This window comes from Clostridioides sp. ZZV15-6597 (genome assembly GCF_020657815.1).
In the GTDB taxonomy this organism is placed as follows: domain Bacteria; phylum Bacillota; class Clostridia; order Peptostreptococcales; family Peptostreptococcaceae; genus Clostridioides.
The window spans coordinates 1-17,754 of sequence record NZ_JAGWCT010000053.1; the positions used below are offsets into that span (position 1 = coordinate 1).

The following is a 17,754-nucleotide window of genomic DNA, read 5'->3' on the forward strand; positions in this document are numbered from 1 at the left end:
TAGTATATATTTTTAGTTAAATTGGGTAATAAAAAATAAAAGGATGGTGATTTGATTGAAACTTAATAAAGGTATCAAATTTACAATAGGATTGCTTATGGATATAGGAATTAGCTTAGTTCTAGGTCTCAATCCTCTATTAACAACTTTATTTGCTCTACTATATATAACACTCTATATTCCAGATATTTGTAATATTATAAAAAAATAAATATTCATCTGAAATAGACTATATAGAAAAAGCTCCCTACTTAAAAGACTACTCTGGCTTGAATTTAATTGATTTTTATGTAGTACCACATTCCCAAAATTGGGAATTTGGAAAAGCTGTAGAAAAAATAGTAAATGCGTATTCTAAAACTTTAGAATTAAAAACCATTAATGATAATCAAGCAATATTAATTGAAAACGACAGTGTTAGAATTTTAAAATAATTTAATATAAATAGCACCAAAGAATGATAAACACTGGCTTGTCATATCTTTGGTGCTTTTTTATGCAATACGTTTTAGAATACTAATTGACAAAAAAAATAAACCTCATTATAATTAAACTACTAGTTTAATTAATTTCATGAAAGGAATATGATATGGGAAGAAGAAAAAAAGAGCCAAAAAGTGTACACCGTGAAAACATTGCTTCTGCTGCTCAAATTCTATTTATGCAAAAAGGAATTGAAGCAACATCAATGGATGATATTGCAAAAAAAGCTGGTTACAGTAAAGCAACCTTATATGTATATTTTAAAAACAAGGAAGAAATTGTTGGTGTATTAGTACTTGAAAGCATGAAAAAACTGCATACATACATCACTTCTGCTTTAGAAAAACAAACAAGTACAAAAACAAGATACGACTTTATCTGCAATGCACTATTAAAATATCAAGAAGAATTTCCATTTTATTTTAAAATAGCTCTCGATGAAATCAACATTGACTTTGAAAATACCGACTACTTACCTGAGGAAAAAGAAACCTTCCGTGTTGGTGAAGAAATCAATGAGAAAATAAAACAGTTGCTAAAGGCTGGTATCTTATCAGGTGAGCTTAGAGAAGATATTGAAATTATGCCTACTATATTTTCACTTTGGGGAATGTTATCTGGCATTATACAGACAGCAGCAAATAAAGAAGCTTATATCAAACAAGAAGTAAAACTTTCTAAACAGGAATTTCTTAAATACGGATTTGATATGCTTTATAGCTCTATTTCTAAATAGATAAGATAAATCTACAAATATACAACTATACAATTTCTTATAATAGACATTATTACTTTATATATTTGAATATATCTGAAATTCCATTAAAACAAAAGATATTCAAAACAATTACCAAATACTCTAACTAAAAGGATTGAGAGGTATTAGAAATGAAAGTAAGCAAGAAAAAAATCATTTATCGTATTATCGTTATAGTTTTGCTGATAGGACTAGCATGCCTTGGAATATATTTAAAACAAGTTAAAGATTATAAAGAAACAATAAAAAATATGACCTTTAAAAAAGTAAATATTTCCGATATTGCTGATGGAACCTATGTTGGAGAATATAATGTAAATATCATATCTGCTAAAGTAGAAGTCACTGTAAAGAGTGGTAAAATTTCAAACATTAATCTTTTGGAACATAAAAATGAACGAGGAAAAACAGCAGAAAAAGTTATTGATAAAGTACTTAACAAGCAAAAAGTAGATGTAGATGCTGTATCAGGTGCAACAAATTCAAGTAAAGTTATAAAAAAAGCAATCGAAAATGCACTCATAAAAGGATAACTATACTTAACAAATTTTTATAAGAGTAAAAATATTGTTTTTGAATATCTGTACCAATTTGTGGTATAATAAAAGCAAGAAGAACTACAATCTATTTCGTCGTAGAGTGAAGTTCATAATTAAATGAAGCTATTTGAACTTATGGAACTTGATTTTAAAATCAAATTCCCAGCCACTTTTACTCTTGCCACGAGTTGAGTGGCTTTTTACTTTCGTAAATACTTTACAAATTAAGTAAAATATTAAACTAGCAACAACGCCAGCTATTACATTAAGTAAAAAGTTATTCATACTTCCCACCTCCTTTCATTAGGAAGTAGGTTTTATCCTAGTATGAACTCCACTCTTAAATTATAGGTTACATCTTCTTGCTATAAATATTATAACATATACTTTCCCATATTTTACCTGTGTTTTTATTCTAATAACTCCTTTTTCTTTTCAGCATCATATGTACCTACTATCATCAAATATTATTTAGAAATTAGATTTAATATAATAAAATCAACTATAAACAAGAATAAGTTTGTTTCTCTAAACAATGTGATACTTATAGGAATATGTTACAAATAAAACTTTCAATAATTGAGCCTTGAGTAGTGATAAAATAATATTTTTCATAAAATAAGCAAAATAATTGATACAAATTATCATTTTCTGTTGAAAATTACATTCATGCGTGCTATACTTAGTTGCATAAATGGTAATAAATGTCATATGATTTTACAATTCTATTAATAATAATTATTATTAATTATTAATTTTTAAATTTTGAAATGAATATCAAGAATTTTCTAAATATAGAATAATTCTCTAAAACACAAGAGAATTATTAAAATATAAAAGAATTATATAGGCTATATAAAAAACACATAAAACTACACAAAAACATATAGTACGCTTAAAAATATAATAGAACTATATAATACTACTTTTGTAAAATCATACTCTATTTTTAGCATTTATTACTCTATACATAAGATATATAAATAAAATTTAACTTAATGAAAGGATACGATAAAATGAATATTTTAAAAATGAAAAAAACAGGGATATTTTTAGGAGGAGTACTTTTAGGTACTGTAGGTGTCAAAATACTTTCAAGTGATTGTGTAAAAAAATCTTGTACTAAAGCAACTGCTGGAGCATTGAAAGTTAAGGATTCTGTTCTTGAGACAACTACTAAAATCCAAGAAAATATGGAAGATATTTTAGCTGAAGCAAAAGAAATCAATGAACTAGAAGAATTATCTTCATCTAAAGTAAAAAAAGTGCAAGAAGATGCTGAAGTTGTACAAGAAGCTCTTAAAACTGAAAATGTACAAACTGTAGAAAAAAACACTGATTCTAATAGCATTAAATGTGAAGACATCAAGGAAAATGGTACTGAAGAAAAAAATAGTACTTGCACAGCAGAATAAATTTAACGATTATTATGGTTAATACTATCAGGTGTTATGATTAATAATATCAAGTATTATGATTAATAGTATCAGGAGGAAGTAAATTGAATCTTTATATAAAGCATGAAATCAGAGGTCGTATACGTTTTGATTTACAGCTTGGTAAATTGAATAACAAGCAGGCAGATACTCTACTATATTATTTGACTTCTATAAATGGTGTTACCAAAGCAAAGGTTTATGATAGGACCGGTGACGCTGTTATTTATTACACTGGTGAAAGAAACTCTATAATAAAAGAAATCACTAAATTCAGTTTTAATAATAGTGAAATAGAAAAATTAGTCCCTGAACACACTGGTAGAGAGTTAAATAATTACTACAGAGATAAATTAGTAAATAAGCTATTGGTAAAGAGTGTATCTAAGATATTTTTCCCAAAATCTTTAAGATTTTTTTTTATAGGACTTCACTCTATAAAATATTTCAAAAAAGGTATCTCTTCTTTATTAAATAAAAAGATAGAAATTTCTGTTTTGGATGCAACTGCAATAGGTATCTCCATTTTTAGAAAAGACGTAAATACAGCTGGGTCAGTGATGTTTCTTCTTGGTATAGGCGAATTACTAGAAGAATGGACTAGAAAAAAATCTATAGATGATTTAGCACAAAGTATGTCGTTAAATATTGAAAAAGTATGGTTAAAAAAGGATGATACTGAAATTTTAGTTCCAATTTCAGAAATAAAAGAAAACGATTTAGTTAGTGTAAATATGGGAAATATGATTCCATTAGATGGAGTTATTGAATCTGGTGAAGCAATGATTAATCAGGCATCTCTTACAGGTGAATCTCTTGCAGTTAATAAAAGACAAGGCTCTTACATCTATGCTGGAACTGTGATAGAACAAGGTAATATCGTAATGTGTGTCAAAGAAAAGGCTGGTACTACCAGATTTCAAAAAATTGTAACTATGATTGAAGAATCTGAGAAACTTAAGTCTTCTGTCGAAGGAAAATTTGAACATTTAGCAGATACCTTAGTTCCATATAGTTTTTTAGGAACTCTATTTACTTATGCAGTTACTAGAAATCCTATAAAGGCACTTTCTATTTTGATGGTAGATTTTTCTTGTGCATTAAAACTCTCTATTCCTATTTCTGTATTATCAGCTATGAGAGAATGTAACAATTATAATATTGCTGTAAAAGGTGGGAAATTCCTTGAAAATGTTGCATATGCAGATACTATTGTATTTGATAAAACAGGCACATTGACAAAGGCTCAACCAACTGTTTCAGATATAATTACCTTCCAAGATTATAATAAGAAAGATATGTTAAGACTAGCTGCTTGTTTAGAGGAACATTTCCCACATTCTATAGCTAATGCAGTCGTGCATGAAGCTGAAAAACAAGGTCTCAGTCATAAGGAAATGCATACAGAAGTAGAGTATATTATTGCACATGGTATTTCAACAAAAGTTGATAATAAAAAGGTTATAATAGGTAGTAAACACTTCGTATTTGAAGATGAAAAATGTATTATACCAGATGGCGAGGAGTATAAATATAATAATCTTTCAGACGAATATTCTCACCTATTTATGGCAATATCGGGGAAATTATCAGCTGTTATTTGTATCAGTGACCCTTTACGAGCAGAAGCTAAAGATGTAATTTCAAACTTAAGACAATATGGACTCAAAAAAATTGTAATGATGACTGGTGATAGTGAAAAAACAGCTAAATCTATAGCCAGCAAAATTGGAGTGGATGAATATTATTCAGAAGTCCTACCAGAGGACAAAGCTAATTTTATTAAAGATGAGAAACTAAAAGGTCGTAAAGTTATTATGATTGGAGATGGAATCAATGATTCTCCTGCTATATCTGAGTCAGATGTTGGAATTGCAATGAGTGAAGGAGCTGAAATAGCAAGAGAAATTTCAGATATTACTATATCAGCAGATAATTTAAATAATTTAATTACTTTAAAACAGATTAGCAATAAACTTATGAAAAGAATTGGTTTAAGTTCTAAGTTTATTATTGCTTTCAACTTAGGTTTGATTTTTCTTGGTGTAGGTGGATTTATTAGACCAAGTACATCCGCATTTTTACATAATGCTTCTACTGTTGGAATAAGTTTAAACAGTATGACAAATTTATTAGATAAACCTAATACTTATAACTACAATTAACCCCCATTGTATAACACATTTCTATCTAAAAAATTTATAATTCATATTAAAAAAAGCACTTTTAAACAATTAAGCAATAATATTTAAAAGTGCTTTTATGACTAAATTTTATAACTAAAATCAACCTACTTCAATATTACTTCTCAATAATATTCAATATTGCGTAATACCATTCAATATTACCTCTCAACACTACTTTAATACTATTCAATATTACCTTTCAATACTACTCAATACTAAAGGTAAATTTCCATAATATTTCTACTTCACTACTAAAAACACCTTTCCTTAAATCTTACTTCAAACTGCTATATTTCAATCAATCTCTGTTCATAGCATTTTAGCTCATTTTGTTTTAGATAGTTAAATTCAGACTCTACATAAATACCACAACCAATAAACTCAATTGTTAGATTTGGTATATTCTCTTTCAATATACTCATCTGTTCATATATAATTTTTTCCCACAAATCAGCCTGTAATATAGAGAAATACTTCATAATTTCTCCATTGTTATCCATATCCTTTTTGATTTCAGACCAGTTTTTTAGCAAAACGCCTCTTTTATCAATATATCCAAGTTTTTTAAAGCTCTCTATACTCTGATTCCATGCATCTTTACTACTCTTCTCAAAATATGACTCTAGCTTTTTACTTTGCTCATTTGTCAATAAGTCATAAGAAAGCTTCTTATTAAAATGTGCTTTCAAGGAAAGTTTAGCCATAGAATACGGGCTTCTACCAGAGTTTAATCCCGCATTTTTAAACTTTTCTATTCCTTTATCTTCTATTGAAGACCAGATAGAGTTTACTGAATCTGAATCATCATCTTTTCTATATTTAACATCCAAACCATGTGTAATATCGATATAATTTTGTGGAAATACATATTGATAGTACATATCTTTGTTATCATCATACAGAAAAAAATATCCTTTATCATATAAATGCATATGTACATTTATTTTTAAACTATCATCTAAAATATTTCGTCTAAGATTAGGTATATTTGCATAAATAGTTACATATTTCATTGCATCATAGTTTTGATTTATTGGAATTTCAAAGCTAATTTCTTCTCCTGTCAAAAGCTTTTTCACTTCTTCTTCATTACAATCATATAAAGAAAATGTATTTTCAAATCCCACACGTGATTTTCCAGCCAAACTTCCTGCTAATGGTATTTTCAAAATATGATTGTCTGTTTTTTGCCATTGATAAGTATCTTGAGCTAAAAACTCTTTAATTTGTCTATTTTGTTCCTTTGCCTGCTTTAACACCTCATCTTCATTTTCTGTTATTCCTACATGGCATCTATTTAAGATATTTACTATATTGCTTCCAAATGGAAACGTCCATAATTGAAAAGCTGCTGCCTCCACTTGGCACAAATATCTAATCTGATTCAATTCAATTTGATGAATAAGCTTTTTCTGATACTCATTCATTTGGTTACCACTGTCTGACATGTGATAAATCAGTTCTCCCATTGCAAGATTGTCTTTTTTCTTGTCAATCTTGTCAGTAATAATAATCTGAGCATCCATCATGTCCTGTACTTTTTTGAAAATTCCCGAAATATCCTCTGCATTTTCCATTTTCAAGCTTTCAAACTTCTTAGTTAATTCTGTTAATACATCTTTCATTTTTAATCTGCTTATCTCATTTTCAAAAATATCCTGATTTTTAACTATAGTATCAAATCCGTCTACAAATGGTATAATAGATTCTTTCAATGTTTTATCTTTGAACTCTGCCATCTGAGTATTTAAACTATCTAGTTTTTTAATATTATCTTCTTTTGTCTTAATCGCATCTTTGACTACTTTTATTTTATCTTCAAAACTAGCTTTTACATTTAGACAATTATTAACACTACTAATTGCTGTATTGATAAAAGAACAACTTGCACTACCAATACTTAATACATTTTTAATAGTTGCTGTTCTTTGCTGTCTTTCAATAGATGCTTTACACTTCTCTAGTGCAGCCAACTTATCTTTTTGTTGTTTATTACTATAATTTGCTTCCAACATACCCATTTCTTTTTTCTGAATGTTTGTGTATATCTTTTCATACTCGCCTTCATCCAGTCCATTTTTTGCTGCTGCAATGTCATTATCTTTCCCTTGATAGTCATTATTATCTAAAGACTTAGTCATAATCTCTTTAATTTTATTAAAATTATCTATCTTTCCATCATCGACACCAACTAGTTTATTTGTCATTGCTCCTAAAGCATTTTTTCTATCTTCATTTAACTGAGTTCCAAGGACAAAACTCATACCTTCAGAATCCATTTTGAAATCTGAAAAACTAACCATTCTGTTAGTCCATTGGTACTCTTCTTCCTTAGCTGAAAGATTTTCTTTTAAAGATTTTGCACTATCAAAAGCTCCCAGACAAGCTTGACCAATACCACTTAATGATGATAGTAAGCTCAACGCACTCTGTATTCCAGAAAGAATTAGCTGTGTTTTCATTTGTTCCTGAAGTTTTTCCTTCTTTTCTTCTAATTTCTTTATGTCTCCTTTTTCATCTTCTTTTATCTTTAGAATTTCTTGAATCAAAAGATTCATTTTTGCTCCAACAGAAAGCATTTTATTTTCAAGTTCTTTTTTCAAAACTTCTATTTGTTGATTTCCTGAGTCAATTTGAGTTAAGACATTTTCCTTATATGTATTGAAATATGCTTCTTTTAATTCATCTTTTTTTCCTTGTTCCAATTCTTTTAAAGTCTTCTCTAGATAATCTGTCAGAGTTCGAATATCTGTAACACGATTTCCTCCAATTTCATCTTCCTCTATCATCTGCATATAAAATGCTGCTTTCTGTTCTAATGCAAATAAAATCATACTCCATTCACTAAAACTCTGATTTTCTTTTACAAAAGCTTCTATTCTATTAGACTGCATCAATTTATTTATAAGATAGTCATAAATCTCTTTTGCTTCTTGGTAAAACTCTTTCTTTGTATGCATATCATCTAACGAAATTACTTCTTTATTTTTCTTATCAAATTTATAATATTTCTGAAGAATTTCTCTATTTAACTGCATTTCCACTTTCTCAACTGCATTAAAAATCTCATAAATATGTGAAATTTCTAAAATATCTGCTTCTAAAATTCCTACTGAACATAAAAGTTTAAGGTTTCTATATCCTTTACTTCCAGAAAAACCAAATCTTTCAAAGAATTGATAGAAAAATGTATCCATTGATAGAGAATACTCCTGCTTTAGCAATGCGTTTTCTACTAATGATTTTCCAGGATGCCCTTCTTTTCCATCTGCTCCATCTAGGCCTGAATCTGCAAGTTTTTTAATTGTCCAGTCCTTGTGTTTTGCATAAAGAGCATCTAGTGCCTTTCCATCATCTGCTGTTTCCTTACTGTCTGAACCACGACCTATCACATATCTATCAAAATAGTAATAGTTTCTGTCACTATCATCTATTGGAACAGAAGTTCCTATATATCTTATTGTTTCTTCAAAAATTCCTCGGATTCCTCCAAAACCTCCAGCTCCACCTTTTCCTCCAGAACCGCCTTTTCCTGCTAAGCCATGTCTTCCGTCTCTTTGGTTTATAGAATTTTTTAGTACTGTTGCTTGTCCAAGGAGATAAATCTGTCCAGCCTTACTTCCAAGACCAGCATTTCCACCATCTCCACCTGTTCCTCCAGTATTTCCTTGTTTTCCTTTTTCTGCTTCTACTATATAGTATTTTGTATCTTTCTCCTTAGTAAACTCTTTTTTCTCTGGCTTAGAACCTAGTTTTGCATTTGCTCCAGCTATTCCGTATGCTCCTGTTTCTCCTACTTTTCCATCTTGGCCGTTTCCACCTTGTCCACCATCAGCATAAAGCTTAAGTTCGCCTTCTTTTTGTATATGTTTAAAAGATATTAAAATATCGCCTGAAGTTCCTGCATTATTTCCAGCTCTTCCATTCATTCCGTTATAAATAGAACTTTCTCCATCCAATTTTTTTGCATCATTTCCAGAAACATTAATTGAATAAGAACCTTTTGGTATACATAATTTTTCAACCAATAGAACTATGTTTTTACCTGAGAAAACATCCTTCTTCATATCACAATCTATTTTTAGCTCACACTCTCCATACATATATATAGATGATAATTCATTAAGTTTATATCCAGATATGATTTTAGTCAAATCTGATAAATTCACTTTAGGTACAGGAATATATATAGAAAGCACTTTGTCTTTTTCATATGATTTTATATATGTACAGTTTTGAATTTTTTCTCTTCTATATTCTTCATCTAGAAGTTTCTCAGCTTCTTCCTCTTCCAATTCCTTCTCTGCTATCCAGTATTTAATACATTTTAAAGTGTCTTCTAGCGTTGTATTTAATAATGATTTTAACAATTCACTTAGACCGACAATATTAGTTTCTCTACAATAACTATTTAGCTCTAAAACAAGGCGTATTTTTTCTAATATGTTTACTTTTTGTACACCATCACCATAGAAAAGTTCTTGCACAAATCTCATGAGTCCTTCAATACTATTTGTTTTTCCTAAGCTCTGACTCATTTGTTCCAACTGAGCTTTTTTCTCTTTTAAATTTTCTATAGAAGATAAAATAGAAATAGAATCTTCTAACGCCTTTTTTACACTTTCTATATAAGAAGGTAAAAGTTTTTCTAGTTCTTTATATGTTATATCAACAGCTTTTTGTACCTCTATTTTACAAGAAGCTGTAAGCATCAATCCCATATCAGTTTTTTTGAAAGTATTTGGAAGTTTTTCTAGTTCTCCCAATAGATTTTCTGGCTTTGTATCTAGTGGATTACACAATTCTATAGACACATTATCTGATAGTATCACATTTAACAGATATACCAGTTCTTTATAACCTTCATAATCTTTTTCTTGATTATCTAGGTCTTCTTTTACTTTTTTCAGTATATTTCTAACTTTTTCTTTTGTTACACTACTACTAGGTGACTTAGGTATTTTATTGATAAGAAAGAAAAAATTTTCCTTATACTGTGTATATTCATTAAACATATCTTTTAAGTTTTTAGCTGTATCAATTAACAGTGTATGTCTAGAGTCCAGTAAAGACTGGTAGTCTAAAATGACTACTATCCCTTTTACCTTTAAAGATGCAGAGATAGTTTCTCTTACAAGCATTGCTCCTGCAATCATATACTCTGCTCCACGATTATCAAAAAATCCAGGGCAATCGCATAAGGAAAATGCTTTATTTTCAATATCTACAACTTCTGGGCATAAAGTCTTAGAATATACACCATTTCCAATATCAACTGCTGAATCTTTAGCTGTGATGTATACTTGTCCAGTTTCCGCATCTGTCTTTTCTTCCATCTCACAACCTTTTAAATAGTTGATACAAGTACTTTTTCCAACTCCTGAAGCACCCAGGAATAACAAAATCGATTTTTCTCCTAAATTGTATCTTTCCAGTTCATGCCTTCCATCTTCTAAAAGATTTATGATTCCATTGTACAATTCATTTGCCATGTGTTCATCCCTTTCTATACTTCAGCACAATAGTTTTGATATTTCTCTTTAACAAAACTTTCTTCTACTTTTAAAACTGCTGTTGATACTTTAGAATTTGGATTATTATATCCTCCAGATTCTCCTCTATCTCCATAATCAGCATACTCTCTTGATGGACCTTCTTTTCCTTCTTTCCAACTTCCACCTTCAAAAGTTATACGATAACTAGCAATACCAGTTAGCTTATAATCCCAACTTGTAAAATATCCTGTATAGTATACAGTGGAATCTATAGCACTTGGAGAAAATGAAAGTGTATTATAACCATGATAACCACCTTTTCCTCCATTTCCACCAAATCCTGGTCTTCCATCTGGACCTCTTTCTCCATCTCTTACTGTTATATCACAACAGCTGATTAACTTATCTCTCTTTTCATCTGAATCTGCCAAGAAGTAGATATTTCCTTTACTTCCTCCATTTCCACCTCTTCCAGCATTTCCTCCTTTTTCTCCATTTCCTCCTTTTGCACCACTTGTTCCTGATGCAAAATAACCTTTAAACATTTGTCCATGGAAACTACTTGTATATCCTGCATCACTTCCATTTCTACCTGTGCTTCCAGTCTCACCATCTTTACCATCTGTTCCTCTTGAACCATTTCCTCCATTTGCTATTAGTGTAAGGCGATAGTTTTTAATTTCTTCCTTAATATATAAATAAATATTTCCTGCATCTCTACCATCTTCACCATTTCTTCCATATATAGAATTATCTATAATATTTCCACTCTTTCCACTTACATTAATCTTAGCATTACTACTTACATCAAGATTCTTACAAGAAATAATGATATTTTTTTCTGATGCAAAATCCATTCCAAGATTATCATCCATATAGATAGTATCTTTAGCTGAAAACATAATTGTAGAGACATCCTCTCCCACTTTTCTATTTCTAAAAGCCTCTAGAACACTACTTATTACTAAGTTTGGAATTAGTGCCTTCACTTCTATGACTGTCTTGTTTTTAAGTTCAAATGTTTTTATTATAAATGGAGTTAAAATATATTTACTTACAAGATTTCTAATTATTTCATTACCTTTTTCTCCATAGGTATTTAATCTTGTTATATTTTCTCCTAATTCTTCACTATTTCTATCTGTAAGATTCTTTAAAATAGGCTCAAAATCACGTTTACTATATATGTAATCTGTTTTATTTGCAACTTCCATCAATTTATCTCTATTTGATAATGTCCATACCTGTTTTTGTACCTCATAAGAAACTAAAATCTCTTCTACTTTCTTTCTTATAATAATAAATTTTTGTTCCATTATACTTTTACTTGTTTTTTCTATAATAGATTCCATATATACAGAAGATAGTGAAATTTCAGCATCTCCATGGTCTGTATATTTATTTAAGTCTTTAATTATACCCAAGTTTCTCTTTATCTCATTTTGTAACTTTATACATGTGTCTTCCAAGAATAATCCACTTTCTCCTGACAATAAATTGATAAATTTATCTAAAGTAATACTAGCTGTATTAACTGAACTTTCTAACCAGTCTTTAAATATGTCTACTACTCTATCATATTTTGACATTTCTTGAATCATTGTTACTCTTTCAACCTTTTCAATAAAGTCTTCTGTATATTCCTTAACATAAACTTCTAGTCTAGATACTATACCACCTTGAATATCTTTTATTAATGTATCTAAAACTAATCTTGCATCTGCACTGATTGGATATTGGAATGCTGATGTTTTATCTTTTACTTCTTCTAAATTTATTACTTCTTTTAATAATCCTTCTCTTTGCTCTGCTTCAAGTGGTTTACAAAGATGAATATTTTTTCCTTCTCCTTTTAGCAATTCTTCAAATAACCAAGCTTTATCTTGTATATTATTTTCTGGACTTTCACACAATTGTTCGTATTTTTTTCTAATCACATTATATATTTGTTTTTCTGTTCTTCCTAAAAAGCTTTTAGAAACAAAGAAAGTAATACTTCCTCTAAAATTCTCTTTATGAAGACACATATTTAATTGTTGAAATAAATCAAGTACTTTTGTAAGTCTAGCCTCTAATATATCTGCTTCTGGTATTAGTACAACTACGCCACATATAGATGCAGAATTTCTAAACACCTCTCCCAACGAAACTGCTGCACTAATGTCATGTGCTACACCTCTGTTATCACTGAATCCTGCAGTATCACATAATTTTGCATCCATTCCTTCTACTTCTCTTCTCATATCTACAATATTGGGATACAAAGTTTGTGAAACAGCTCCTGAACCAATTTCTGCAACAGGGTCTACACATTCAATATATGAGATACCAGTATCTTCATCTTCTACTTCCTTCATTTCACATCCTGCAAGATAATTAATTGCTGTACTTTTCCCACAACCTGTGCCTCCAAGAATCAAAATTAGATTCTTATTTATAGCCTTATCTATTGCTACTTTCCCTTCATCTAATAGGATTTTGATTTCTTCTAAAAGCTGATTTTTTTCTTCCATGTATCTTCCCCCTTGTTTATAAAATTTTTTAATGTTAAAATAACTGTGCTTGTAAAATATAGCCTTTACTAACACAGTAATTTTATTTTATATATCTAATTATACTTTTTATTTTATATCTAATTACATTTTCTACTTTATATTATTTTTTCTACTGCTCTAAACTTTGACCATCCTCCACAATGAATATTCATATAAAAAACCTCCTTATATGTTTAAATTTATTTATATAATAGTACCAATTTTCTAAATATTCAATACAATTCGTGTAACTAGTCGATAAAAGTGCATAACTGGACAAATAGTTTGTATAAAAAACTTTGAAAGTCAAATTTATTTAATTAAAAATAATATAATACAAAAAAACAGTCAATCTATTAAAATCAACTGCTCCATAAATTGAATTTTTACTTATTAGATTTTACAAAGTTTATACATTTGCATGTGTTCCCCTATACAAAACTGATATTGCCACTGCTATAAGTATCATGCCCATAAAAGCAGGTGCCGCATGACCAAGAGACACATAGATTTGACCTCCAATGATAGGTCCAATTATTCTCGCTAAAGATTGAATAGATTGACTACCCCCTTGAATCCTTCCCTGTTCACTAGAATCGACAGACTTGGATATCATCCCATTGAATGAAGGTCCAAAGATAGAATCGCCAAAACCAAATATAAACATTCCAACAATAAAAATAGGATAGAATGAAAACAGTGCCGATGCTGCAATAAAACTGTAACCTATAATCTCCGAAATCATTCCAAGAATGGCTATCTGTGCATCACTGAGTTTTCTCAAAAGCTTTGGCATTATAAAACCTTGTGAAATGATGTCTTGGATACCCATAATTGAAAATACAAGTCCAATTAGTGCGGGTTTCCAATTGAAAGTATCTATTGTAAATTGTGAAAAGACAGACTGTAAAGACCCATTTGGTATCCAAAGTAAGAATGCTGATACAAGTAGCCTTTTTAAGTTTTTTACAGAAAGTACATTTGCAAGCTGTATAAATGGATTTAGCCTTGCAAGTGTAATCTCCTTTAATCTATTCTTCTTATCAAGGCTCTCAGGCATATATAAGAATCCATAAATAACATTCAATAAAGTTATTATTGCCCCAAAGTACATTGGTACAGAATAACCAAACTTAGCAAGTAATCCACCTACAGTTGGACCAATAACACAGCCTACACCTGAAAAAGCACTCACCCATCCAAAGTATTTGCTTCGATATTCTCTAGGAGTGATGTCTGCAAAATATGCGAAGATAGTGCTTATGCTACCACCTGTTATACCTTCTATTATACGTCCAACAAATAGTACCCATAGAGCTCCTCCTATTCCAAAAACTAAGTACCCTATTGCAGAACCCAAAAGGCATGATAAGAGTAATAGACGACGTCCATATCGGTCGCTCAAAGCTCCAAGCCCAGGAGCTGCAAAAAACACGCAGATTGCATAAACAGAAGTTAGCATTGTAACAACTATAGTTTGTTCTGATGGACTATTTGTATAAGGTTGCACTAAGAATGGAACAACAGGTGCTATGATAGTGAACCCGATTCCGCAAAGAAACGCAGATATAAGACCAAATATCAAAGCCTTTTTATTTACAATTTGTTCTGTATTCTGTTCATTATTTGATTTAAATATAAACACTTAAATCCTCCTCTCAAAAAGTATAATTTGGTTTCCTTCAGAAACACATTCCTTCTATTTCTTTTTTACTTTTTTACTTTTTTACTTTTTTCATTATTATAATTCCTTGAAGACATATTCTTTTTTTTATTACTTCAACTCCTAGGGAATATATTTATCTCTTTATTATTTTGATTCCTTGGAAACATATTTATCGTACCACCATTTTGTTTCCTTGTCAACAAAATAATAGCAATAAAAATACAGCCCGTTCTCAATAGAGTTGGGCTGTCTATAGTTTCAATTTCTTTATTCTAATTTATTTTGACTTAATATTATACCTTGTTTCTTTATTTCTGCATCCAGATGCCTATTGTAATTTTCCGCAAAGCCAATCATAATATCAAATTGTTCGTCAGTTACCTGCTCAAATACAGCTTTATCACGTTCTTGAAACTCATTGTGCAGTCCCTCATGAATTTTATAAACTGCTTTCCCCTGTTCAGTAAGTCTAAAATAAATTTCTTTCTTGTTATCAGACTTCTGGTAGCTTTCGATAATTCCTTTTTTTATGAGTTTCTTAGTTAGCTTACTTATTGCACCTCTAGTCATATAAAAGTGCTCTGCAAGCTTTGTCACGTTGCAATCTACATTTCTTTCAATGTATTCGATACAATGTACTTCAGAAGATTTATAACCTTTAAGACTTTCTTCCATCTTAAATTTATTAAGCCAAACCATCTTGTTTAATAAGTCCCTGAAACCCATTATGACCTGTTCTTCTTTATTCATAGCCTATCCTCCCACCTGTTAGTGCATTAACAATATTATATTAAACTTTTGTTTCTATTTCAACAATGTTAAAATAATTATTTTAGAAATCGAACTATATATAAACATAAAAAAAGGAAAACAGAATCATCTAATTTAAACCTACATTCTTTTAGATTTAATCAATATCATATAAGTGTTGGCAACTATACAAGTAAACATAAATTTGAATGATGATTAAGATAATTAAATGGTTTACAAATAATTTATATTATAAATAAAACAACACGACAATACATCTCTTGTACTGTCGTGTTGTTAAAATACATGTAATGTTTTAATAATAGTTTTTATAATAAAAGGCAGTGTTAACTAAGTTTTATTTATATACTGTTTAGTCTTTAGTCTATGTACTATTTCAAATTACTGAATGTCATCTTCATAGAATCAAAATCCATTGTCCATTTGTAATTCTTAAAATAATTATGACCTATCAAACCATCTTCAAAGAATCCAACCTCCTCATAATATCTGGATTCCTCACCTGTTGTATAGTTCCCAAATCCATTTTCCAGTTGCAAGCTACCTAGACTATATGATGAGATTTCAAAAGTACCGTCTTTATAATCACTTCCTCCCATTCCACTACTTTGTCCTTCAGAAGCTGACTTTAACTCAGGCATTGGAATCCCAGCTAAGTCCATTGTTTCTTTAGGTAGTTGCATTCCAGCACCTTCTCCATTAGCAAACCCTGAATCCATAAAGAAGTTCATTCCACTTTTCTGATTTATTGAACCTTTAGCATACATGTAATGAGTAGAAGCAAGCGTGAATGAAATCTCTTCTAATACTTTATCGTTGGCAAGCATTTTATTGGCATTGGCCATACCTACTTCATTTCTAGGTCTTAATACCAACTGGCCACTAGAATAATCAATTGTAGGTATAAATTCCTTCAATACACTTATACCAATAACGCCATGAACATTTGACGCATTACCTTTAAATGCTTCTTCAAATCCCTCAAATGAACCCATCATTACAGGGACATTCTTCATGTTTACATCTCCTATAGTAAGTGAGTCAACTTGACCAAAACCAACTTCGGTGGTATTACCTCCTTGGAATGTACCTTCTTTCTTTGAAGCTGTTTTAATACCAAGCTCTTTTGCAAGTTTACTATCCGCAACAAACATTGCACCACCAGTATCAATAAAAGCATTTATTCTTTTTCCATTTATCTCAACTGGAACAACAGGTAGGGGTTCACTTGTTACAAATGGAATAGCACTTTCTTCTTTTCCATTCCAGTTAATTTGGTTTGCTTGTTTATCTTCAAAAGATTGCATCATTTCTAGTATGGCATTATTCTGTTTTTCTTTTTCTAAAGATAACTTGCTAGCTTTTTCATATTGATTTGTTTGGTAATATGTCAATACTAATCCATCTTCAGCTTTTGTTTTAAATTTATCAGGATACTCTTCTATTAGAGTCTTGTATAATTTTTCAGCTTGTGTATAATTTCCATTCAGATGTTCTATTTGCGCTGAAAGATAAATAACCTCTGGTGAGACCTTTTTTAAACTTGCTAATGGCTTTAATATCTCTTGTGCTTCTGCAAAATCGCCTAATGTAAATAGTATTTGAGCATACTCTAATCCTATAACCTCATCATTTGGTTTCTTGGCATATTTTTCCTTAAATTCTTTCACCTGTTTTTCATAATTTACACAGGTAACTTCTTGTGTTTTTTTAGGTGTTGATTTAACTTTTGAACTTTTTGATGATGTATTTTGAGATGCACATCCTGTAGCTACACCAACAATCAAGACCCCACATAATAGAACACATAATCCTCTTAATTTCAGTGATTTTATCATCTTTTACCTCCTATGTTTATCTTTATCCTTACTAAATAAGATACAATAT

The 17,754-nt window shown here is 29.9% G+C and carries 11 protein-coding genes; 5 read left to right on the forward strand and 6 right to left on the reverse strand.

Annotated features, from left to right (window positions below; all coding sequences use genetic code 11):
• Positions 1 to 224: 224 nt before the first annotated feature.
• The 3 genes from KGF52_RS21655 (at position 225) to KGF52_RS12565 (ending at position 1,773) form a co-directional block, all read left to right on the forward strand.
• A complete protein-coding gene (locus KGF52_RS21655; protein WP_227840420.1) occupies positions 225 to 434 on the forward strand; it encodes a Type 1 glutamine amidotransferase-like domain-containing protein in 210 nt (69 codons plus the stop codon).
• A gap of 155 nt (positions 435 to 589) precedes the next feature.
• Positions 590 to 1,219, forward strand: coding sequence for a TetR/AcrR family transcriptional regulator (locus KGF52_RS12560; protein ID WP_227840403.1), 630 nt, complete (start codon positions 590 to 592; stop codon positions 1,217 to 1,219).
• A 152-nt stretch (positions 1,220 to 1,371) separates the two neighbouring features.
• A complete protein-coding gene (locus KGF52_RS12565) occupies positions 1,372 to 1,773 on the forward strand; it encodes an FMN-binding protein (protein ID WP_227840404.1) in 402 nt (133 codons plus the stop codon).
• A gap of 129 nt (positions 1,774 to 1,902) precedes the next feature.
• Here KGF52_RS12565 and KGF52_RS12570 read toward each other — a convergent pair whose 3' ends face one another.
• Positions 1,903 to 2,064 carry a type I toxin-antitoxin system toxin gene (locus tag KGF52_RS12570; protein WP_227433577.1) on the reverse strand — a complete coding sequence of 54 codons (162 nt, stop codon included), beginning with the start codon at positions 2,062 to 2,064 and terminating at the stop codon, positions 1,903 to 1,905.
• A 731-nt stretch (positions 2,065 to 2,795) separates the two neighbouring features.
• Here KGF52_RS12570 and KGF52_RS12575 point away from each other — a divergent pair.
• Positions 2,796 to 3,194 carry a DUF6110 family protein gene (locus KGF52_RS12575; RefSeq protein WP_227840405.1) on the forward strand — a complete coding sequence of 133 codons (399 nt, stop codon included), beginning with the start codon at positions 2,796 to 2,798 and terminating at the stop codon, positions 3,192 to 3,194.
• Positions 3,195 to 3,280: 86 nt separating this feature from the next.
• Entirely contained in the window at positions 3,281 to 5,380 is a 2,100-nt protein-coding gene (locus KGF52_RS12580; RefSeq protein WP_227840406.1) for a heavy metal translocating P-type ATPase, read from the forward strand.
• Positions 5,381 to 5,688: 308 nt separating this feature from the next.
• Here the strand turns inward: KGF52_RS12580 and KGF52_RS12585 are convergent, their stop codons facing one another.
• The 5 genes from KGF52_RS12585 to KGF52_RS12605 form a co-directional block, all read right to left on the reverse strand.
• Positions 5,689 to 10,893, reverse strand: coding sequence for a GTPase (locus KGF52_RS12585; RefSeq protein ID WP_227840407.1), 5,205 nt, complete (start codon positions 10,891 to 10,893; stop codon positions 5,689 to 5,691).
• Between the two features lie 14 nt (positions 10,894 to 10,907).
• Positions 10,908 to 13,409 carry an ATP-binding protein gene (locus KGF52_RS12590; protein ID WP_227840408.1) on the reverse strand — a complete coding sequence of 834 codons (2,502 nt, stop codon included), beginning with the start codon at positions 13,407 to 13,409 and terminating at the stop codon, positions 10,908 to 10,910.
• Positions 13,410 to 13,839: 430 nt separating this feature from the next.
• Positions 13,840 to 15,075, reverse strand: a complete 1,236-nt coding sequence (locus KGF52_RS12595; RefSeq protein ID WP_227840409.1) for an MFS transporter — start codon at positions 15,073 to 15,075, stop codon at positions 13,840 to 13,842.
• Positions 15,076 to 15,363: 288 nt separating this feature from the next.
• Positions 15,364 to 15,846 (reverse strand): MarR family transcriptional regulator, encoded by a 483-nt coding sequence (locus KGF52_RS12600; RefSeq protein WP_227840410.1) that lies wholly within the window; start codon positions 15,844 to 15,846, stop codon positions 15,364 to 15,366.
• Between the two features lie 392 nt (positions 15,847 to 16,238).
• A complete protein-coding gene (locus KGF52_RS12605) occupies positions 16,239 to 17,705 on the reverse strand; it encodes an aspartyl protease family protein (protein ID WP_227840411.1) in 1,467 nt (488 codons plus the stop codon).
• Between the last annotated feature and the right edge of the window lie 49 nt (positions 17,706 to 17,754).

Excerpts from the sequence above, each read along its gene's own strand:
- KGF52_RS12560 (WP_227840403.1), top strand. The coding sequence starts at position 590 with ATGGGAAGAAGAAAAAAAGAGCCAAAAAGTGTACACCGTGAAAACATT.
- KGF52_RS12565 (WP_227840404.1), top strand. The coding sequence starts at position 1,372 with ATGAAAGTAAGCAAGAAAAAAATCATTTATCGTATTATCGTTATAGTT.
- KGF52_RS12570 (WP_227433577.1), bottom strand. The coding sequence starts at position 2,064 with ATGAATAACTTTTTACTTAATGTAATAGCTGGCGTTGTTGCTAGTTTA.
- KGF52_RS12575 (WP_227840405.1), top strand. The coding sequence starts at position 2,796 with ATGAATATTTTAAAAATGAAAAAAACAGGGATATTTTTAGGAGGAGTA.
- KGF52_RS12585 (WP_227840407.1), bottom strand. The coding sequence starts at position 10,893 with ATGGCAAATGAATTGTACAATGGAATCATAAATCTTTTAGAAGATGGA.
- KGF52_RS12590 (WP_227840408.1), bottom strand. The coding sequence starts at position 13,409 with ATGGAAGAAAAAAATCAGCTTTTAGAAGAAATCAAAATCCTATTAGAT.
- KGF52_RS12600 (WP_227840410.1), bottom strand. The coding sequence starts at position 15,846 with ATGAATAAAGAAGAACAGGTCATAATGGGTTTCAGGGACTTATTAAAC.
- KGF52_RS12605 (WP_227840411.1), bottom strand. The coding sequence starts at position 17,705 with ATGATAAAATCACTGAAATTAAGAGGATTATGTGTTCTATTATGTGGG.